This window comes from Rhizobium sophoriradicis (genome assembly GCF_003939025.1).
GTDB lineage: Bacteria > Pseudomonadota > Alphaproteobacteria > Rhizobiales > Rhizobiaceae > Rhizobium > Rhizobium sophoriradicis.
In genome coordinates this window covers 202,062-221,555 of the sequence record NZ_RQIH01000003.1, presented here as the reverse complement: position 1 = coordinate 221,555, position 19,494 = coordinate 202,062, and the positions used below count along the sequence as shown (strand labels likewise).

Annotated in this window: 16 protein-coding genes; 9 read left to right on the top strand and 7 right to left on the bottom strand. The window is 61.9% G+C overall.

What is annotated here, in order from left to right:
- Positions 1–86: 86 nt before the first annotated feature.
- Positions 87–860: a transporter substrate-binding domain-containing protein gene (locus EFR00_RS05660; RefSeq protein WP_038689394.1), complete on the bottom strand. Its 774-nt coding sequence runs from the start codon at positions 858–860 to the stop codon at positions 87–89.
- Between the two features lie 331 nt (positions 861–1,191).
- On the opposite strand from EFR00_RS05660, the gene EFR00_RS05655 reads away from it, so the two are divergent.
- The gene (locus EFR00_RS05655) at positions 1,192–3,342 is read left to right on the top strand and encodes an OmpA family protein (protein WP_077989286.1); all 2,151 of its coding nucleotides are present in this window, start codon (positions 1,192–1,194) and stop codon (positions 3,340–3,342) included.
- Positions 3,343–3,469: 127 nt separating this feature from the next.
- Here the strand turns inward: EFR00_RS05655 and EFR00_RS05650 are convergent, their stop codons facing one another.
- Together EFR00_RS05650 and EFR00_RS05645 are read right to left on the bottom strand one after the other, a co-directional pair.
- Positions 3,470–4,228 carry an alpha/beta fold hydrolase gene (locus EFR00_RS05650; RefSeq protein ID WP_009993683.1) on the bottom strand — a complete coding sequence of 253 codons (759 nt, stop codon included), beginning with the start codon at positions 4,226–4,228 and terminating at the stop codon, positions 3,470–3,472.
- 53 nt (positions 4,229–4,281) lie between these two features.
- Positions 4,282–6,057: a cytochrome c biogenesis protein DipZ gene (locus EFR00_RS05645; RefSeq protein WP_208655938.1), complete on the bottom strand. Its 1,776-nt coding sequence runs from the start codon at positions 6,055–6,057 to the stop codon at positions 4,282–4,284.
- Between the two features lie 359 nt (positions 6,058–6,416).
- On the opposite strand from EFR00_RS05645, the gene EFR00_RS05640 reads away from it, so the two are divergent.
- The 7 genes from EFR00_RS05640 to EFR00_RS05605 all read left to right on the top strand — a co-directional run bounded on the left by EFR00_RS05640 (position 6,417) and on the right by EFR00_RS05605 (position 15,142).
- Positions 6,417–7,469, top strand: a complete 1,053-nt coding sequence (locus tag EFR00_RS05640; RefSeq protein WP_077989284.1) for an alpha/beta fold hydrolase — start codon at positions 6,417–6,419, stop codon at positions 7,467–7,469.
- Between the two features lie 226 nt (positions 7,470–7,695).
- Positions 7,696–8,436, top strand: coding sequence for a response regulator (locus EFR00_RS05635; protein ID WP_077989283.1), 741 nt, complete (start codon positions 7,696–7,698; stop codon positions 8,434–8,436).
- Complete coding sequence (locus EFR00_RS05630; protein ID WP_077989282.1) at positions 8,433–9,755, top strand: sensor histidine kinase; 1,323 nt, start codon at positions 8,433–8,435, stop codon at positions 9,753–9,755. The genes EFR00_RS05635 and EFR00_RS05630 overlap by 4 nt, the downstream gene beginning before the upstream one ends.
- A 185-nt stretch (positions 9,756–9,940) precedes the next feature.
- Positions 9,941–10,357, top strand: coding sequence for an organic hydroperoxide resistance protein (locus EFR00_RS05625; protein WP_009993038.1), 417 nt, complete (start codon positions 9,941–9,943; stop codon positions 10,355–10,357).
- 227 nt (positions 10,358–10,584) lie between these two features.
- Positions 10,585–11,220, top strand: coding sequence for a maleylacetoacetate isomerase (maiA, locus tag EFR00_RS05620; RefSeq protein ID WP_039620133.1), 636 nt, complete (start codon positions 10,585–10,587; stop codon positions 11,218–11,220).
- 348 nt (positions 11,221–11,568) lie between these two features.
- Positions 11,569–13,080 carry an ATPase domain-containing protein gene (locus tag EFR00_RS05610; protein ID WP_077989281.1) on the top strand — a complete coding sequence of 504 codons (1,512 nt, stop codon included), beginning with the start codon at positions 11,569–11,571 and terminating at the stop codon, positions 13,078–13,080.
- A complete protein-coding gene (locus EFR00_RS05605) occupies positions 13,064–15,142 on the top strand; it encodes a PAS domain-containing hybrid sensor histidine kinase/response regulator (RefSeq protein ID WP_077989280.1) in 2,079 nt (692 codons plus the stop codon). The genes EFR00_RS05610 and EFR00_RS05605 overlap by 17 nt, the downstream gene beginning before the upstream one ends.
- On the opposite strand, the gene mobB is transcribed toward EFR00_RS05605, so the two are convergent.
- From mobB to EFR00_RS05590, 3 genes are read right to left on the bottom strand one after another with little or no spacing between them, the layout of a single operon-like run.
- Positions 15,139–15,660, bottom strand: a complete 522-nt coding sequence (gene mobB / locus EFR00_RS05600; RefSeq protein ID WP_038689372.1) for a molybdopterin-guanine dinucleotide biosynthesis protein B — start codon at positions 15,658–15,660, stop codon at positions 15,139–15,141. The two genes, EFR00_RS05605 and mobB, sit on opposite strands and share 4 nt — an antisense overlap.
- Positions 15,657–16,286, bottom strand: coding sequence for a molybdenum cofactor guanylyltransferase MobA (gene mobA / locus EFR00_RS05595; protein WP_077989279.1), 630 nt, complete (start codon positions 16,284–16,286; stop codon positions 15,657–15,659). The genes mobB and mobA overlap by 4 nt, the downstream gene beginning before the upstream one ends.
- Positions 16,287–16,296: 10 nt before the next feature.
- Positions 16,297–17,205 carry a DMT family transporter gene (locus tag EFR00_RS05590; protein WP_009989158.1) on the bottom strand — a complete coding sequence of 303 codons (909 nt, stop codon included), beginning with the start codon at positions 17,203–17,205 and terminating at the stop codon, positions 16,297–16,299.
- A gap of 339 nt (positions 17,206–17,544) precedes the next feature.
- Between EFR00_RS05590 and EFR00_RS05585 the strand changes: the two genes are divergently transcribed.
- Positions 17,545–18,309, top strand: coding sequence for an SDR family oxidoreductase (locus tag EFR00_RS05585; RefSeq protein WP_077989278.1), 765 nt, complete (start codon positions 17,545–17,547; stop codon positions 18,307–18,309).
- 218 nt (positions 18,310–18,527) lie between these two features.
- Here EFR00_RS05585 and EFR00_RS05580 read toward each other — a convergent pair whose 3' ends face one another.
- On the bottom strand, positions 18,528–19,310 hold the full coding sequence (locus EFR00_RS05580) for a glucose 1-dehydrogenase (RefSeq protein ID WP_077989277.1): 783 nt from the start codon (positions 19,308–19,310) through the stop codon (positions 18,528–18,530).
- Positions 19,311–19,494: the final 184 nt, after the last annotated feature.

Here is a 19,494-nt window from a genome sequence, read left to right as displayed (position 1 = left end):
GTTTTGATCTTGCCACCTTTGTCAAACAAAAATGGCGGAAGAGCAAGCCTTCCGCCATTCGCTTGATCGGCCAGATACCGAATTTCTCAGTCGCCGTAAACGTCGAAATCGAAGTACTTGTCCTGGATCTTCTTGTACTCGCCGTTGGCGCGGATCGCTGCGATCGCGGTGTTCAGCTTTTCCTTCAGCGGATCACCCTTACGGATGGCGATGCCTGCGCCTTCGCCGTTGATTTCCTTGTCGACCGGCAAGGTTGTCAGGATCTTGCAGCAGGCGCCGGCGTCGGACTTGACCCATTCGGAGAGAACCACGACATCGTCGATGACGGCGTCGACACGGCCGCTGGAAACGTCGAGCTTGTATTCGTCAGCGGTCGGATAGAGCTTCAGCTCGGTGTCGGCAAGGTGCTTCTCGGCGTAGTTGGCGTGCGTCGTTGAGGTCTGCGCGCCGATCACCTTGCCCTTGAGGCCAGCAACGTCGGTGATCTTGGAATCCTTCGGGACGGCGATGGCCGGCGGGGTGTTGTAGTACTTATTGGAGAAGTCGACGAGCTTCAGGCGTTCCGGCGTAATCGACATGGAAGAGACGATCATGTCGAATTTCTTGGCGTTGAGCGCCGGAATGATGCCGTCCCAATCGGTACTGACGAAGCTGCATTCAGCCTTCATCTCGGCACAGAGCGCCTTGGCGATATCGATGTCGAAGCCCTGGATCGTGCCGCTGGCGTCGACGAATTCGAAGGGCGGATAGGTCGAATCGGTGCCGATCACGTATTTTTCGCCTTCGGCCATGGCCGAGCCGGCAAAGAGCGACATTGCCGCGATCGAGGCTGCCGCGAAGATGCGGGTGGAGTTAAACATGAGGATCCTCTCTGTTGGTGGCCGCCGTCTGTTTTTCTCTTGGACTCGCGACCGCAATTCAACGGTGTCGACACCGCCTTGCGGCGATAATCAGACTTTTTTTCATGAAATTGCAACACAAATTCCCGCGCAATTGTGCGGTGCAAATAACAGGCGAGATGAACGAAAGCAGACCGCAACATTCACGGGAGGTTAATCAAGGGCTTCCTAGAACCGGAACAAATCGGCGACTTGGCGCTTTGCCAATTCGCCGTTTCGCCTCATTGCGAAGCTAGGGGCGAAGCAAGGCCTGTCGGCCTTCAGGAAGCTCAAACAGGATCGAGGAAACCCGATGGGCAAGAAATCTAGATTGTTTGCGAGTGCAGCTTTCCCGCTGCTTTCCCTATCGCTGGCTCTCCAGCCCGCCACGACGATGGCTGCCGTCCGCGACGTCGCGACGCCGGCCGCGGCCGTGCAGCAGGCGGAACAAGGCAGTTTCGAAGTGGCGCAGGACGCGCCGTCGGAAGAGGAACTGCTGAAGAAGAAGCGCAAGGAAAAGAAGGAGGCCCCGGCCGAACAGGCGCCGGCAGCCGAGCAGCAGAAGGAAGAACCTGCCGAAAAGCCGAGGAAGGCCGAGCAGAAGGAGGCCCCGGCGCCCGAGCCGAAGGCAGCGCCGGAACCGTCGAAGGCAGAAGCGCCAAGGGAGGAGCCCGCACCGAAGGCCGAAAGCAAACCCCAGCGCAAAGCCAAGCAGGAGGCTCAGTCCGAAGTAGAGCCCGAGGCCCAGCCGCAGCAGGAAGAGCAGCAGCCGGTGACGCAGGAAAAGCCGAAGAAGCCCAAGAAGCCTCAGGTACAGCAGGCCGAGCCGGAAGCTCAGCCGGAGCCCGAACAGCAGCCGGCCGCCAAGGAAGCTCAGCCGCAGGTGGAACAGGCTGAGCCTGAAGCCAAGCCGGAGGGCAAGCAACGTCAGGAGAGGGCCCAAGGCAAGGACAAAGGCAAGGGCAAGGCCGAGACCGCCGCCCCTGAGGCGGTAACGCCGGCCGAGGAGCAGGCCAAGCCCGAAGCAAAACCCGAGGTAAAACCGACAGCCGAGGCGCCGGCCGAGAAGAAGCCGGCAAAGGGCGAGGCCACAGCGCCGGGAGATAAGCCAACCGAAGACAAGGCTGCCGCACCTGAGGCCGCGCCCGTTGAAAAGCCGATGGAAGGCACGGCCGAAAAACCTTCCGAGGCACCAACGGTCGCGCCCAGCACCGACACTGCCCAGCCGGCGCCGGATTCCAGCGGCGGCCAGCAGGTCGAGCATGCGCTTCCGGCACCGGAAAAGGTTTCTCCCGAGGAACTGGAGCGCCGCAAGAAGATTGCCGCGGATCCGGCCAAGAGCAACGAGACCGTCGTGCTGCCGGTCGAGAACGGTGCCGCCGTGCTTGACAGCGACAAGGATGCCGATCGCAGCAAGGGCCGCGAAAGCCGCCGTGATCGCGACAAGCTGCGCGCCGAGAGCCAGGAGGTGAAGGTGCCGACCTCGGATGCCGATGCGCAGGCCGCTGCAGCTGCTGCTGCGCCGGCGATAAAGCTCGAGGCAGTCACCAGCGAGAAGGGCACGAGGCTCGACACGCGGCCGCAATTTGCCCGTCCCGAGGGAGCGCGCATCGACGACCAAACCGACGATAACCGGGTGATCATCCAATACAACAACCAGGTGATCGTGCGCAGCGACGACGACAGACGGTTCCTGCGCGACGGTGAACGACCGATCTATGAAGAGCTCCCGGACAATCGCTATCGCGAGACCATCACGCGGCCGGAAGGCTATCGTATCGTCACCATTCGCAACCGCTACGGCGACATCATCCAGCGGTCGCGCGTCGATGCCCGCGGGCGCGAATACGTGCTCTACTACTCACCTGATCTCTACGAGGATCCTGATCGCGGCTATTTCGACGACCCGGGCGCTGATCTGCCGCCAATGCGGCTGCGTGTCCCGCTCAACGACTATATCATCGACACCAGCAGCGATCCTGACCGGGACTATTACGAGTTCCTCAGCGAGCCGCCGGTCGAGCAGGTGGAGCGGGTCTATTCGCTTGACGAGGTGAAGTACTCCGCTCGTATTCGCGACAAGGTGCGCCGCATCGACCTCGATACGATCACCTTCGCCACCGGCAGCGCCGAGATCCCGATGACGCAGGCACGCACGCTGCGCAAGGTTGCCGACGCAATCAACCAGGTGCTCGAAAAGGATCCGAGCGAGACTTTCCTGATTGAAGGCCATACGGATGCGGTCGGCTCCGACCAGAGCAACCTGATCCTTTCCGACCAGCGGGCGGAATCGGTCGCCAACGTGCTCACCGACGTCTACGGCATCGCGCCGGAAAACCTGGCAACGCAGGGCTATGGCGAGCGCTACTTGAAGGTCAATACATCAGACCCGGAGCAGGAAAACCGCCGCGTCACCATCCGCCGCGTCACGCCGCTGGTTCGTCCGGTAGCCGCCAAACAGTAAACGATGTTGCCCCTCTCCATTCGTCGAGAGGGGCAAACTGGACTGGCTGTCCCACACTCTATGGGGACAAAAGTTGGATAGGGACGGCATGCGGGCTTCGAGCACCTGCCGCCCCATACTGCCGGTTCTACTCGCCGGCTTTTCTGGCCGCCTTTTCGATGACGTCGGCAACTTTTTCCGGTTGGGATGCGAAGACGGCGTGGCTGGACTTGATCTCCGTCACTTCGCTGCCGGCGCGTTTGGCCATATCACGCTCCAGTTCGGGGTTGATGGAGCGGTCCTCGGTGGCGACAATCGACCAGCTGGGCTTCGTGCGCCATGCGGGTTCCGCGATCTTGGCTGCGAAGGCTTGCTTTGAGGCGAGGACTTGCGACTTTGCCAGGAAATCGGTCTCGGCTTTCGGAAGGTCGGCTGCGAAATCCGCCGCAAAAGCCGCGGGGTCGAGATAGAGGTATTTGCCATCCTTCGTCTCCTTGATGTCCATGCTGCCGGCCGGCTTCGAGCTGGCGAGGCTCAGCAGGCTTTCGCCCTGGTCGGGCTGGAACGCGGCGACATAGACGAGGCCGGCGACATGAGGATCGTTGCCGGCCTCGGTGATCACCATGCCGCCATAGCTGTGGCCGACGAGCAGGGACGGTCCTTCCTGGAGGTCGAGAACCCGTTTCGTCGCCGCTACGTCGTCTTCGAGAGAGGTGAGGGGTTCCTGGACGATTGTGACGTTGAAGCCGCGCCTTTCGAGGATCTCTGTCGCCTTGCGCCAGCCCGAGCCGTCGGCCAGCGCGCCGTGGACGATCACGATGTTCTTGACCGAGGCAGCCTCGGCTGCAAATGCGATCCCGGCGGTGGCAAAGGCAAGGGCTGCGATGAAAGTCAGATGCTTGTTCATGGGTTTACTCCTTGTGGTCGATGTTGAAGGTCTTGAAATGGAACGGTGTCGGGTCAGCCGAACGTGAAGGCGTAGGCCTGGACGCCGGGATCGAGGAAGCGGATCTCGAAGTTGCGGGCAGCGACGGTGCCCGACTGCCGCACGAGCTGGTAAAGACGCGTCGCGGTGACCGCGCCGTTGCCGTCGGCATCGATGTCGGAGCCGTGGTCCGGGCCCGGAGACTTGCCGTCGATCTTCACCTGGAAACGGACCGGTTTAGCTTCATCGCCGGGTCCGAGAACCAGATGCAGGTCACGGGCGCTGAAGCGATAGGTGATGCCACCGCCTGCCTGATCGAGCGTTGCCTGATCCTTACCAACGGTCCAGGTTCCCGACAGGCCCCAGCCATTGAGGCTCGGCTTGCTGATCGAGTAGTTCTGCGGAGCATCTGCCTGCAGCCCCTCGGGTGAGCTGAAGTTCGTCGCCTGCTCGTAGCCGAGATAGGTCTCGCCGGAGCGGATGTTGCCGAGATCGGGACCGGCTTCCACGCCCTTTGCATCGGGGGTGACCGGCGCGCTGGCGGTCATTTCACTTCCGGCTTCGCGCAGCAGGTCCTGAATGGCCTTCTCGGTCCTGCCGTAATTGCCTTCGCCGAAGTGGTGGTAGCGGATCTGGCCCTTGGCATCGATCAGGTAGGCGGCTGGCCAGTAGCTGTTCTCGAAGGCGCGCCAGATCTTGTAGTCGTTGTCGACGGCAACGGGATAGCCGATCTTGAAGTCATCGATTGCGCTTTTGACGTTGTCGATCTTCTTTTCGAAAGCGAATTCCGGGGCGTGGACGCCGATCACTACGAGACCTTGATCGGCATATTTTTCCGCCCAGGCCTTGGTGTAGGGGATCGTGCGAATGCAGTTGATGCAGGAATAGGTCCAGAAGTCGACGAGAACGACCTTGCCAGGCAGCTCTTCGGTGGTCAGGGGCTTGGAGTTCAGCCATTCGACTGCGCCGTTGAGCGAGGGCGCATAACCCTCGACCGGCAGATCGCTGCGGAAAGGCTTCTTCGCATCGGCCGCGACGATCGTCGCGTCGTTGCTTGCGAGTTCGGAGGGTGCAGCGGCGAGCTCCTTTGCATGCAGCCGGTGGAGCACGGCCTGTTCCAGAGATGCGGTGCTGGCATAGGAGAGGCGGGACAGCAGGCTGGTGTCGAGCCCGAGGGCAATGATGGCGACACCGGCGAGCACGGCAGCGCCGAGCACCTGGCGAATGCGATCACCAAGACCGAGCGAACGCTTCATGGCGGCAAATATCTTTCCGCCGACCGACAAGGCGACGGCAAGGGAGGTCGCGGCACCGGCTGCATAGGCAGCGAGCAGGAAGCTGGTCTCAAGGTTGGCGCCCTGCAAGGCAGCACCCGTCAGCACGAGGCCGAGGATCGGCCCGGCGCAAGGCGCCCAGAGCAAGCCGGTGGCAACGCCGAGAATGAGGGCGCTCCGGACCGTCGGCGCCGTGCGTCCGCCGCCGCTGGCGTTCACGAGGTTATTTCCCAGATCGACGATCGGACGGGCAAGGGTGCTGGCAAAGCGAGGCGAAAGCAGGCTCACGCCGAAGAGAGCAAGCAGGACGATGGCGGCAAGGCGGCCATATTCATTGGCGCGGATGGCCCAGCTGCCGCCGACCGCGGCAAGGGTGGCAACGAGCGCGAAAGTGGCGGCCATGCCCGTCAGCATCGGCAGCCTGCTTTTGACGAAGGGCTGGCCGGCGCGGGCGAAGACGAAGGGGAGGATGGGGAGGATGCAGGGGCTGAGGATGGTCAGCACGCCTCCGAGATAGGCAATGATCAGAAGTGTCATCATCGTTTCCTCTGAAACCGATTGATCGGACTCTGGACGGCGATGGGCCTGAACCAGCAACGGCGCGATGTAGCTGGGCGGAGGTATCTCCGATGTGTCTGGTTTGGCGGGAAAATGTACCAAACTATTGCGCTGGGGCAGGAGCGATACAAAAGAAAACATACTGCCTCATCCGCAGAAGCGGCGGCAAAATAGTCGAGGCGGACCCGCGATGCTCTGCGCAGTCAACGCGATTGTATCAGAGTGTATCTGACAGGGCGGAGTCTACATTCGTATTCAAAAACCGCGCCTTTGCGACATACGGGCGATACAAGCCGAACGTCTTCTGAGCACCGTGATCCATTCGACAGGAGAGTCCGATGTCCGAGCAAATCAACCACCACCGCCGCCGCTTCTTCGGCATGACAGCCATCGCCCTTGCGGCAGTGGAATTCGGCGTAGCAGGCGCGGTCTCTGCCCAGCCGTCGCCGGCTTCGCCCGCGTCCTTGCCTGATATGAAGGCCGGAACCCATACGTCCTTCGAAGCGCTGAAGCAGATCAAGACCGACGTGCTCGATATCGGCTATGCCGAGGCCGGCAAGGCGGACGGTCCTGTTGTCCTGCTGCTGCACGGCTGGCCCTATGACATCTATAGTTTCGTCGACGTCGCGCCGCTGCTTGCGTCGGCCGGCTACCGGGTGATCATACCTTATCTGCGCGGCTACGGCACGACGCGTTTCCTCGATGACAAGACGCCTCGAAACGGCCAGCCTTCGGCACTCGCCGCCGATATGATCGCCCTGCTCGACGCGCTCAACATCGAAAAGGCGGTGATTGCCGGCTACGATTGGGGCGGGCGGACCGCCAATATCATGGCCGCGCTCTGGCCGGAGCGGTGCAAGGCGATGGTATCGGTCAGCGGCTACCTGATCGGCAGCCAGAAAGCCAACAAGAAGCCGCTGCCGCCGAAGGCCGAGCTTGCCTGGTGGTACCAGTTCTACTTCGCCACCGAGCGCGGCCGGCTGGGCTATGCCAGCAACACCCATGATTTCGCAAAGCTCATCTGGCAGACGGCCTCGCCGAAGTGGAATTTCGACGATGCGACCTTCGACCGATCCGCTGCCGCCTTCGACAATCCCGACCATGTCGACATCGTCATTCACAATTATCGCTGGCGCCTGGGGCTCGTCGAAGGCGAGGCCAAGTACGACGCCTATGAGAAGAAGCTGGCCGTCTTGCCGATGATTTCGGTGCCGACGATCACCATGGAGGGTGATGCAAACGGAGCGCCGCATCCGGAGCCCTCCGCCTATGCCGCAAAGTTCTCCGGCAGATACGAGCATCGCACGATCGGTGGCGGCATCGGCCATAACCTGCCGCAGGAGGCGCCGCAGGCCTTTGCGCAAGCCGTGATCGACGTCGATCGCTTCTAAAGCACTTCGCGATCTGTCAGATTCGCTTCCCGCGCTTTAGGTCTTTATTTTCTCGCATGTCGTCAACGCAAAACCGCAGCACACTTTTGCGCGACATGCTTAGAGGCGGCATCAAGCCGCAGAGCCTCGTTGCTCCGACTGGCGGAATATGCGTAGGTCGCGTCTGTCGCTTCGGCATCATGGCTGAGGCGGCGGGCGCGGCCATATCGTTGAGGAATAAGCAAATATGGATCATGTCGATCATATCCTGATCGTCGACGACGATCGTGAAATCCGCGAGCTGGTCTCGGGCTATCTGCAGAAGAATGGCCTCAGGACCAGCGTTGCCGCGGACGGGCGCCAGATGCGCAGTTTTCTGGACGCCAATGCCGTCGATCTGATCGTGCTCGACGTGATGATGCCCGGCGATGACGGTCTGGTGCTGTGCCGCGAACTGCGCGGCGGGCGGCACAAGGCGATCCCGATCCTGATGCTGACAGCCCGCACCGACGAGATGGACAGGATCCTCGGGCTGGAGATGGGCGCCGACGACTATCTCGCCAAGCCGTTCGCAGCGCGCGAGCTGCTGGCCCGCATCAAAGCAGTGCTGCGCCGCACGCGCATGCTGCCGCCCAACCTGCAGATCAGCGAGGCGGGACAATTGTTGACATTCGGCGACTGGCGGCTCGACACGGTTGCGCGCCACCTCCTGGACAAGGAAGGGACGGCGATTGCGCTGAGCGGCGCCGAATACCGCCTGCTGCGTGTTTTCATCGACCATCCGCAGCGGGTGCTCAACCGCGATCAGCTTCTGAGCCTGACGCAGGGGCGCGACGCCGAGCTCTTCGATCGCTCGATCGATCTGTTGGTGAGCCGCCTGCGGCAGCGGCTGGGAGACGATGCGCGCGAGCCGACCTACATCAAGACGGTGCGCAGCGAAGGCTATGTCTTCTCGGTTCCGGTCGAAATTTCGGAGCCGCGCCAATGAGGAGTGCGATCGCCATGCTGCCGGGCCTGATGTGGCCGAGAACACTGCGATCGAGGATTTTTCTCATCCTGCTGATCGGCCTGGCCTTCGCCTACGGGCTTTCCTTCAGCGTTCTCTACATGGAGCGCTACATGTCGGCCAAGGCGGTAATGCTCGGCACGCTGGAGAACGATGTTGCAACATCGATTGCCGTTCTCGACCGACTCCCGGCAACCGAGCGCGGTGACCTTGTGGACTGGCTGAGCCGCGGCAACTATCGTTTCGAACTCGGGCCCGGTTTGGCCGGCGTGCCCGACGCCTCCAGCAAGGGCAGGGAGATCGCAGGAAAGATAGAGGCGGCCGTCGGGCACCGCTTCCCGATCCGCATTGAACGGATACCGGGCGAAGTCAACCGGCTGCAGGCACATCTGACGCTGAGCGACGGCAGCCCGCTCACCATCGATGTGACGCCGAGGGGCGTCATGCCGATCGCGGAATGGCTACCCTATGTCTTTGCCGTCCAGATGGCGCTGCTCGTCCTCTGTACCTGGTTTGCTGTCCGCCAGGCGATCCGGCCGCTCGGCGAGCTTGCCGCGGCCGCTGATGCCCTCGACCCCGACAAGAACGGTCCTGATTTGAGCGAGGCGGGGCCAAGCGAGGTTGCGCATGCGGCGCGAGCTTTCAACGCGATGCGGGAGAGGATCGCCCACTACCTCGAGGAGCGTGTGCAGATCCTGGCGGCGATCTCGCATGACCTGCAGACACCGATCACTCGCATGCGGCTGCGGGCCGACATGGCGGAGGATTCGCCCGAGAAGGAGAAGCTGGTGCGCGACCTTGCCGAGATCCAGCGCCTCGTCCAGGACGGCATCGCCTATGCGCGCAGCGCTCACGGGAGCGGCGAAAAGAATGCCCGCATCGATCTCGCCTCTTTTATCGACAGCATAGCCTATGACTATCAGGACACCGGAAAGTCCGTCACGGTCACTGGGCTGGTTGAGGGCGCCGCCTTCACCAGACCGCATGCCCTGCGCCGGATACTGTCGAACTTCATCGACAATGCCCTGAAGTTTGCGGGCTCCGCCGAGATCACCGTCGAGCATAACGCGGAGAAGGCGGTCGTCATTTCAGTCATGGATCGCGGGCCGGGGATTCCTGATGACATGCTGGAAGCCGCCATGCAGCCGTTCTTCCGGCTCGAGCAATCCCGCAACCGCGAGACCGGCGGCACGGGCCTCGGTCTTGCGATCGCCCAGCAGCTGACGGCGAAGCTCGGCGGCTCGCTCAGGCTCTACAATCGGCCCGGCGGCGGACTGGCGGCGGAAGTTACCCTTCGGTGATTTTGGACGCCGGGATTTTCCGGCAGTTTGTACGAAAAGATGTCTCCGATACCGGAAGCTACGTTTTGTGACATTTCAGCCGATTTCGGAAACATGCAGGATATATCGGCCGGTCAAAACTCACTTCGTCAACCCGGCCGCAGCAGCGATCTCCTCGCTTACGGCGCCCATATACGGAGTGTTCAATGACAAAGATCGAAAAAGTTCTCTACACCGGCAAGACCCGCACGACAGGCGGGCGCGACGGCGCTTCGCAAAGCGATGACGGGCAGCTCGACATCAAGCTCTCTCCTCCCGGCAGCGCGCGGCCCGGTACCAATCCCGAACAGCTCTTCGCCGCAGGCTGGTCTGCCTGCTTCATCGGCGCGATCGGCATTGCCGCCGGCAAGCTGAAGATCAGGCTACCCACTGATACGGCTGTGAACGCCGAAGTCGATCTCGGAACGACGGAGGGCGACTATTTCCTGCAAGCCCGTCTCAAGGTCAGACTGCCCGGCATCGAAGCGGATGTCGCGAAGGCGCTTGTCGACGAGGCGCACCGGACCTGCCCCTATTCGAAGGCGACACGCGGCAATATCCATGTGGAGCTGAGCATTGCCTGACCGGCAGACGCCGAAGGAACAGGGCGAGGCTGTCGGGCCTCGCCGCTGGAGGATTTCATGAGATTGATGATCGTCTGCGTTCTGGGAGCGGCGGTGTTTGCCGCGCCCTGCATTTACGACATACGCTCGCAGGAGCCTTCGCCCCTCGCGGGCCTTGTGACGGCGGCATCGGCCGCGTCTTCCGCGGAGGGGTTGCCGCTCCTCCGCGACCATAAGGGAGAAAGACAATGAAGCTTTACCAGAACGAAATTTCCTCGGCGACATCGAGGGTCCGGATTGCCCTCGCCCTGAAGGGGCTGACGGCGGAGGCGTTGCCGGTCACCATTCTCGGCGAGGAGGCAGAAAGCCGGCAGGCCGGATACCGCAGCGTCAATCCTCAGGGGCTGGTGCCGGCCCTGCTCACCGACGGCGGCGTCCTCGTCACCCAGTCGCTGGCCATCATCGAATATCTCGATGAGATCCAGCCTGAACCGCCGCTGCTGCCCGACACGGCGGAAGACAGGGCGCAGGCGCGGTCCATCGCGCTTGCGATCGCGGCCGAAATCCATGCGCTGCTGCCGCCGCGGATCGGCCTGCATCTCAAAACCGCCTTCAAAGCTGATGCCGACTCGATTGCGGCATGGGGCCGTCACTGGGTCGGCGAAGGAATGGCCGCTGTGGAGACGATGATTGCCAGCCGCAGGCGTGGGGCGTTCGCGGTCTCCGATCAGCCTGGCATTGCCGACATATTCCTCTTCCCGCAGGCGATCAGCGCCAGGCGCATGGGGTTCGATCTCGCGCGGTGGCCGAACATCGCCGAGATTGTCGGCAGGCTGGAGGCGTTACCGGCTTTTCAGGAGAATGCGCCGGCGCCGAGGAAATGACGTTATCGGTGAGGACGCGGCCGCAACGGATTGCGGCCATTTCCGTCTCAGCGGTTGACCCTAGCCTGCAGCTGGGACGCCGTGCAGGCCTATCTTGAGGACGGGCAACTGGTGCGGGTGCTCGAAGTCCAGTGTCCGCCGTTTTCCGAGTCGCATCTTGATTATCCCTCCGGCTGGCATGCATCGGTGGCCTTTGTGGTCGTCGCCGATGCGCTTCGGTATCGAGGGTAGAGACTTATATTTAGCCCTGTGGGCGGCGCGTTGAAGCAGTGTCAGGTCATAGCGCGCCTGCCGTTTGACATTCCATCCTTCACCACTAGTTCAAAGTGAAAATGAAGGAAACAATGAATGAATACTGCTATTCCTGCCGCGAAAGCTCGGACCGGAGTGTCCGGTTTGGACACAATTCTGGCAGGGGGCCTTTCCGCCGGCCACGTGTTTCTACTCGAGGGAAATCCAGGGGCTGGAAAGACCACTATTGCACTGCAGTTTCTGATCGAAGGCGCGCGGCTTGGCGAGCGCGGGCTCTACATCACGCTCTCGGAAACCGAGAGCGAATTGCGAGCTGGAGCCGCGTCGCACGGCATGATCATCGATGGCAATATCGAAGTCTTTGAGGTCGTGCCGCCGGAAAGTCTGCTGGATTCCGACCAGCAGCAGAGCTTGCTTTATTCGTCAGACCTTGAGCTCGGGGAGACGACCAAGGAAATTTTCGCCGCGTTCGAGAGGGTTCGGCCAAGCCGTGTCGTTCTTGACAGCCTGTCGGAGATAAGGCTGCTGGCGCAAAGCTCGCTGCGCTACCGCCGGCAGATCCTTGCGCTCAAACATTACTTCGCCCGGCAGGGGGCGACCGTGCTTCTGCTCGACGACCTGACGTCCGACGTCCTCGACAAGACGGTTCACAGCGTCGTACATGGGGTCATCCATCTCGAGGAACTGGCGCCCGGCTACGGCTCCGAACGGCGACGCCTGAGGGTCATAAAATATCGCGGCCAAGCCTTCCGCGGTGGTTATCACGATTTCACCATTCAAACCGGCGGCGTCGTCGTATTCCCCCGCCTCATTGCATCAGAGCACAGGACGAGTTACGCCCGTGACGATGTTTCGAGCGATATTGCGGAACTGGACCTTCTGTTGGGCGGCGGACTCGAGAGGGGCTCCAGTACGCTCATTCTCGGGCCGGCCGGGACCGGGAAAAGCACTTTTTCGTTTCAATTCCTTGCCGCAGCGATCGGGCGGGGAGAGAAGGCGGCGGCCTTCATTTTCGATGAAGAGCTTGGCTTGCTTTTCGGGCGGCTGAAGCTGCTTGGAATCGATCTGGAAGCGATGAGGGACGCTGGCCTTGTTCATATCGAGCAAGTGGATGCCGCCGAATTGTCACCCGGCGAATTTGCGCATCGTGTGCGGGACTGCGTCGACAAGTCAGGCGCCAAAACCGTCATCATCGACAGCATCAACGGATATCAGGCTTCGATGCCGGATGAGAATGCGTTGATCCTCCACATGCATGAGCTACTGCAATATTTGAACAGACAAGGCGCAAACACCTTCCTCACCGTCGCCCAACACGGGTTGGTCGGTGACATGAAGGCGCCGGTCGACGTCACCTATCTTGCCGATACCGTCATTCTGCTGCGCTATTTCGAGGCGGCGGGAAGGGTACGACGCGCAGTATCGGTGATCAAGAAGAGGACCGGATTCCACGAAGATACAATCCGGGAATATCGCATCGGCGCGGCGGGCCTGACATTCGGAGGACCGCTTGTCGGATTTCAGGGAGTGCTGCGCGGCGTTCCGGAATTTGTTTCAGACACCGCGTCGCTTATGTCGCGCGATAGCGGGGATGGCGGCAATTCCTAATTCCGGTCAACCAAAGGCGCTGATCTACGCACCGACCGGACGCGATGCTCTGGTGGCGGCATCCCTGGTGAACGAAGCCGGCGCAACAGCGGTTACTGCTCAGGACCTTCCGATGTTCGCGGCGTTGCTTGATGACGATGTCGCCTTCGGCATCCTGACGGAGGAGGCTGTTCGCTCAAGTGATCTGAAGCCGATCGCTGCCTGGATTTCGGCGCAGCCGAGCTGGTCTGATCTGCCGTTCATCGTGCTCACCACGCGGGGCGGCGGGCCGGAGCGAAATCCAGCTGCTGCCAGGCTTTCCGAGGTCCTTGCCAATGTTACCTTCCTGGAGAGACCTTTTCACGCCACATCATTCATCAGTATTGCCAGGACAGCGTTGAGGGGACGGCTGCGACAGTACCAGGCGCGCGCCCATCTTGAGGCTCTCAGCGAGGGAGAGCGGCGGCTGCAGGGCGCGCTTGCTGCCGGCCGCCTCGGTGCATGGGAACTCGAACTATTCTCAATGAGATTATCGGCCTCCGATACCTGCAAGGCGATCTTCGGCCGAGGTCCGAACGAGGAATTCACTTATCCCGATTTGATTGCGAGCATCCATCCCGATGATCGAGAGCTCGTTCAGACAAACCTAGATTGGACGATCGAAACAGGACGCGATTATTCGGTCGAACACAGAACGATCTGGCCTGATGGATCGCTGCATTGGGTGGAGGTGCATGCGCAGCTTTATGCCGACAGATATGGCTCGGCGAAGAAACTCGTCGGCGTTTCCTCCGATGCCACGGCCCGCAAGACCACCGAGGAGAACCTCAGACGACTGAATGAGAGCCTCGAAGAGCGGGTGAGGGAACGGACCGACGAGGTGCATGCTGCCCATCGGAGCTTGCTCGAGGAGGTAGCTCAGAGAGAACAGGCCCAGGAGCAGCTTCGCCATTCGCAGAAAATGGAAGCGATCGGCCAACTGACCGGCGGCGTCGCGCATGATTTCAACAATTTGCTGATGGTCGTTCTCGGTAATCTCGAACTGCTCGGTAAGCATGTAACGGGAGATCGGAAAGCGTCGCGGCTGGTCGAAGGCGCCCTTCAGGGCGCTCGCCGCGGGGCGGCCCTAACACAGCGTCTGCTGGCTTTCGCCAGACGGCAGGATCTTCAGGTAAAGCCGGTCGATCTGGCCGAACTGGTATCCGGAATGAACGACCTCTTGCGTCGCTCGGTGGGATCGTCAGTCAGCATCGAAACCCGGCTGCTGCCGGGGCTGCAGCCGGCACTGGTCGATGCCAACCAGGTCGAACTGGCGCTGCTCAACCTTGCCGTCAATGCGCGCGATGCGATGCCGGATGGAGGCGTGCTGTCGATCTCGCTGCGCGAAGAGCAAGTCGTAGGTGACGCCGGCGACCTCGACGGGGGGACCTATCTCGTCCTCAGCGTGACCGACAACGGCAGCGGGATGGACGCGGAGACGCTGAAGAAGGCCGTCGATCCCTTCTTCTCGACCAAGGAGCTCGGAAAGGGCACTGGCCTTGGGCTGTCAATGATTCACGGCCTTGCCGTCCAGCTCAATGGCGCGCTGCGCCTGACGAGCAAGCTCGGCGTGGGAACGACTGCCGAATTATGGCTTCCCGCAACCGAGCGGCGCCCTGAGCAGCCGGCTGAAACCGATTTGCCTCTCCCGCAAACCGCATCGAAGCTAAAAATCCTGCTAGTCGACGATGATACCTTAATTGCCATGAGTTCGGTCGAGATGCTTGAAGATCTCGGCCATGAAGTCGTCGAAGCAAATTCCGGCTCGCAGGCGCTGGAGCTGATCAGGACCGGCGGACATTTCGACGTGATGATTACTGACTATTCGATGCCGGGCATGACCGGCGCGCAGCTTGCCCAGGCGGTGCGGACCATTCGGCCGACACTGCCGATCGTGCTGGCAACGGGTTATGCCGATCTTCCTGCCGGCGCCGAGGTCGACCTTCCAAGATTGGGAAAGCCGTACAACCAGGATCAGCTCGCAAGGGAAATTCACAAGGCGATGGCAAGCGACACGGACATGCCCCTCAAATCAGCGAGCTAGCTAACGCCGGCCTCAAGACCGACAATCTCAGCGATGAAATCGGCAATAGCGGCGGTGTCGTCGAGGTTGAAGACAGGCAGGGCCGTATCGGTGACGGGATGATCGGCAGCAATCGCCGCGATGTGAGGATCGTCAGGCGCGAGCGGCGTACGGTTTGCGGCTTCCAGGCGGCGGGCTTCGATCTTCGGGATCGGCTCGCGCTTATAGCCTTCGATCAGAACGAGATCGCAGGGGGCGAGACGGGCGAGGATTTCCTCGAACTCGGGTTCGGGCGCGCCGCGTAGCTCATGCATGATCGCGTAACGCGTGCCGGAAACGATGGTAACCTCGTGGGCGCCGGCCTGGCGGTGGCGGTAGCTGTCGGCGCCGACCTTGTCGATATCGAAATCATGATGGGCATGCTTGATCGTCGAGATCCTGTAGCCGCGGCGCGTAAACTCCGTCACCAGCCGGACGGCGAGGCCGGTCTTGCCCGAGTTCTTCCAGCCGGCGATGCCGAAGATTTTGGGTGCGGTCATGCGCGAAGGGCCTCCAGCCAGCGTTGCGCCTCGACAAGATCGTCCGGCGTGTTGATGTTGAAGAAGGGATCGAGAAGGCTGGCGCGGGTCGGATGAAGCGGAAACGCGACTTCCGTAACGTCATGCCGCAACAGGAAGTCGCGCACGCGGCGTTTCTCGTCGTTGGCGATCCAGGCTTCGAGATCGGCGGCGAGCGTCACCGGCCAGAGCCCGAAAACGGGATGGCTGCGGCCTTCGGAGGCCGCGATGGCGATCTGCGACGGGCGGTCGAGCGCTGCTGCCAGCCGGGCGACGAGGTCGGCGGGGAAGAACGGGCAATCCACCGAGACGGTGACGACATGGGTGATCCCGGGAAGGCCGGCGGCATAGAGCATGGCCGCGTGAATGCCGGCCAATGGCCCGGCCTTGCCGGGAAGACGGTCGGGCACGACGGGCACATCTTCTGCAGCGGCATCGGCATTGACGGCGACGGCGGCGACCTGTTGCGAGAGGCGGCTCAGGACATGGTGCAGCAGGCTTTCGGCCCCGAGAATCACGTTTGCCTTGTCGCGGCCCATGCGCTGTGAGCGGCCGCCGGCCAGCACGACGCCTGCTATTTCGGATCTGTCGAGCGAGAACTCCGTCATCAATCCTGCCTCAAACCGGTGAGCGCGGCGCGGATTCCTGAGCGATCGGCGGCACACGGCGCTTGGCTTCACGATAGAACGTATAGAGGCCGGAGGCGATGACGATTGCAGCGCCCAGGAGCGTCCAGCTGTCGGGCACTTCGGCGAAGAAGAAAAAGCCGAGCAGCGAGGAAAAGATCAGGCTGGTATAGCGGAAGGGCGCGACGAAGGAGATTTCGCCAGTGCGCATGGCGAGAATGACCGACTGGTAGCCGACGAGCACCAGCACTGAGGCGAGCAGCAGATGCCCTAGCGACGTCGCGCTGACCGGTTGCCAGCCGCCGAGCATCGGGATGAGCAAAGCGCCGAAGAAGGAGGCGGAGATGGCGGTGATGACCGTGATCATCAGCGAGGGAATCTCCGGATCGATCGAGCGGGTGGCGAGATCGCGGCTGGCCGTCGTCAGCACCGCGCTGACGCAGAGGAGGGCGGCGGCAGTGAAGCCTTCGGGGCCGGGACGGATGATGATCATCACCCCGACGAGGCCGACCAGGATCGCCAACCAGCGCCGCCAGCCGACCGGCTCGTTGAAGAACAGCGCGGCACCGAAGGTGACGACCAGCGGCAGCGACTGCAGGATCGCCGAGGCATTGGCGATCGGCATCATGCCGAGCGCGGTGATATAGGTGACCGCCGACAGCATCTCGCAGATGATCCTGAAGATGATCATCGGCTGCAGCACAATGCGCCAAGAGCGCAGCGCGCCCATTTTCCAGGCGATCAGATAGACGAGCACGCTGGTGAACAGGCCGCGCAGGAACATGATCTCGCCGGCATTCATAGAGGCGATCACCGATTTGGAGAGAGCGTCGCTCGCGGAAAAGCCGGCCATCGCCAAGCTCATATAGATGGCGCCCTCAGTATTGCGTGACCGCGGCATGAAGAGATTCCCATTACCTGTGCGCCCCTTCTTAGTCGGGAAGATACATCAAGGGAATCGAATGAATGCCACACCGCGGATAAATCGTTGATGCAGCGCACAATGGTGCCGACGTTGCGGCAAGTGAATGATTGAAAACCGCGGCAAGTGAAGGTTTGCAATGTGAATTCCGGTACTTCCAATGCGTATCGATGCTTCCGTCCTCCATCGGCGATCGAGCTGATCGCCGACCGAGAACATCGATTGCCGGCGGTTTTCGTTTGTGGGCGCGGGAAACGGGTGGCTGCATCGCCTGATGTTTGAGATTTGGGATGCCTCGACAACTGAGGAGATACGGACATGACACTTCTGAACGACAAGGTCACAATCATCACAGGCGCGAGCTCCGGCATCGGCCGCGCGGCGGCGAAACTCTTTGCGCGAGAGGGTGCGAAGCTCGTGGTCACGGGACGGCGACAGGAGGCGCTCGATGCCGTCGTCGGCGAAATCGAGGCGGGGGGCGGGCAGGCCGTCGCCATATCGGGCGATGTCAAGGACGAGGCGTTGCAGGCAAGGCTCGTAGATACGGCGGTTTCGCGTTTCGGCAAGCTCGATATCGCGTTCAACAATGCCGGCGGCGTCGGGGAGATGGGACCAGTGGCGGAGCTGTCGCCGGAGAGCTGGCGCGAGACGCTCGAGACCAACCTCACCGCCGCCTTCCTCGGCGCCAAACACCAGTCGGCGGCGATGGGAAAAGGTGGATCATTGATCTTCACCTCAACCTTCGTCGGCCACACTGCCGGCATGCCTGGCATGGCTGCCTATGCGGCGAGCAAGGCCGGGCTAATAGGTTTCGTGCAGGTGCTCGCCGCCGAACTCGGACGGCAGAACATCCGCGTCAACGCCCTGCTTCCCGGCGGCACCGATACGCCGGCCAGCATTACCAATGCGCCCGACGCGACGTCGGAAGTCCTGGCTTTTGTGGAGGGGCTGCATGCGCTGAAACGTATGGCCCAGCCTGAGGAGATCGCCAATGCCGCATTGTTCCTGGCGTCCGATATGGCGAGCTTCGTGACAGGCACGGCGATGCTCGCCGATGGCGGGGTTTCGATCAGCCGGACGTAGGGTGGGCGAGGGTGGGATCGGCCTGTTGCAGGTCGAGCCACCCGCCCTCGTCCTTCGAGGCTCCGGCCCGCGGCCTGCACGCCTCAGGATGAGGGCTGATTGTGGTGCCATGCGGCTGCGGCTTTTGGTGCGACAAGCGCTACAGGCCTCTCTCCGACCTCATCCTGAGGTGCCCCGAATGGGGCCTCGAAGGACGAGGTCGGCCACCGTCCCTGGGCTCAGGACATAATCAACCCACCGTCGACATTGATCGTCTGGCCGGTGATGTAGGCGGCGTCGTCGCTGGCGAGGAAGGTGACCAGGCCGGCGACATCTTCGCCGGTTCCGGCACGCTTCATCGGAATGCCTTCGACCCATTCCTTCATCAGTTCGCCGGGGGCGTAGTTGCCGAGGAGCTTGCCCCAGGCCTGGTCGTTATAAGCCCACATGTCGGTTTCGATGATGCCGGGGCAGAAGGCGTTGACGGTGATGTTGTCGGTCGCGACTTCCTTGGCGAGGCTCTGGGTGATGCCGACGACGCCCATTTTCGAGGCGGCGTAGTGCGGCGTGTAGATGAAGCCGTCGCGGGCCTGACCGGAGGCGGTGTTGATGATGCGGCCGCCGCGCTTGTGCTTGCGCATTCTGGCAATGGCCTCCTGGGCGCAGAGGAAGACGCCCTTGGTGTTGACGGCCATGACCTTGTCCCACTCGTTTTCGGTCATGTTCTCGATGCGGGCGATGGTGATGACGCCGGCATTCTGGATCGAGACGTCAACCGCGCCGAACTCACCCTCGGCGGCATCGTAGAGCGCCTGGACGCTCGCCTTGTCGGTGACATCGCCGATGAAGGAGATCGCCTTGCCGCCTTTGGCCCTTATCGCTTCGGCAACGCCGTGGACCAGATCCTCGTTCGCCGAGACGACGAGATTGGCGCCTTCGCGCGCAAAGCGCTTGGCGATGGCCGCGCCGATGCCGCGGCTGGCCCCTGTGATAACGACAGTCTTGTTTTCGAAGCGTTTCATCCTCTTTCCTTTCAAATATCCCTCGGCGACGGCAATCCGTTCAACGGATGCGCGCGGTCTTGAGCGCCAATGGCGGCGCCGTAGCCTCAGCTCCTTTATCGGCGGGAAGGGCGGGCGGACGACGATATCGCGCCGTCTTGCCCGTTGGTCCCTTCAGCGCCTCGATCTCAGCCAAGGAGGAAGC

Coding starts and splice junctions, on each gene's coding strand:
- EFR00_RS05660 (WP_038689394.1), bottom strand. CDS start 860: ATGTTTAACTCCACCCGCATCTTCGCGGCAGCCTCGATCGCGGCAATG.
- EFR00_RS05655 (WP_077989286.1), top strand. CDS start 1,192: ATGGGCAAGAAATCTAGATTGTTTGCGAGTGCAGCTTTCCCGCTGCTT.
- EFR00_RS05650 (WP_009993683.1), bottom strand. CDS start 4,228: ATGAACAAGCATCTGACTTTCATCGCAGCCCTTGCCTTTGCCACCGCC.
- EFR00_RS05645 (WP_208655938.1), bottom strand. CDS start 6,057: ATGACACTTCTGATCATTGCCTATCTCGGAGGCGTGCTGACCATCCTC.
- EFR00_RS05640 (WP_077989284.1), top strand. CDS start 6,417: ATGTCCGAGCAAATCAACCACCACCGCCGCCGCTTCTTCGGCATGACA.
- EFR00_RS05635 (WP_077989283.1), top strand. CDS start 7,696: ATGGATCATGTCGATCATATCCTGATCGTCGACGACGATCGTGAAATC.
- EFR00_RS05630 (WP_077989282.1), top strand. CDS start 8,433: ATGAGGAGTGCGATCGCCATGCTGCCGGGCCTGATGTGGCCGAGAACA.
- EFR00_RS05625 (WP_009993038.1), top strand. CDS start 9,941: ATGACAAAGATCGAAAAAGTTCTCTACACCGGCAAGACCCGCACGACA.
- maiA (WP_039620133.1), top strand. CDS start 10,585: ATGAAGCTTTACCAGAACGAAATTTCCTCGGCGACATCGAGGGTCCGG.
- EFR00_RS05610 (WP_077989281.1), top strand. CDS start 11,569: ATGAATACTGCTATTCCTGCCGCGAAAGCTCGGACCGGAGTGTCCGGT.
- EFR00_RS05605 (WP_077989280.1), top strand. CDS start 13,064: ATGGCGGCAATTCCTAATTCCGGTCAACCAAAGGCGCTGATCTACGCA.
- mobB (WP_038689372.1), bottom strand. CDS start 15,660: ATGACCGCACCCAAAATCTTCGGCATCGCCGGCTGGAAGAACTCGGGC.
- mobA (WP_077989279.1), bottom strand. CDS start 16,286: ATGACGGAGTTCTCGCTCGACAGATCCGAAATAGCAGGCGTCGTGCTG.
- EFR00_RS05590 (WP_009989158.1), bottom strand. CDS start 17,205: ATGCCGCGGTCACGCAATACTGAGGGCGCCATCTATATGAGCTTGGCG.
- EFR00_RS05585 (WP_077989278.1), top strand. CDS start 17,545: ATGACACTTCTGAACGACAAGGTCACAATCATCACAGGCGCGAGCTCC.
- EFR00_RS05580 (WP_077989277.1), bottom strand. CDS start 19,310: ATGAAACGCTTCGAAAACAAGACTGTCGTTATCACAGGGGCCAGCCGC.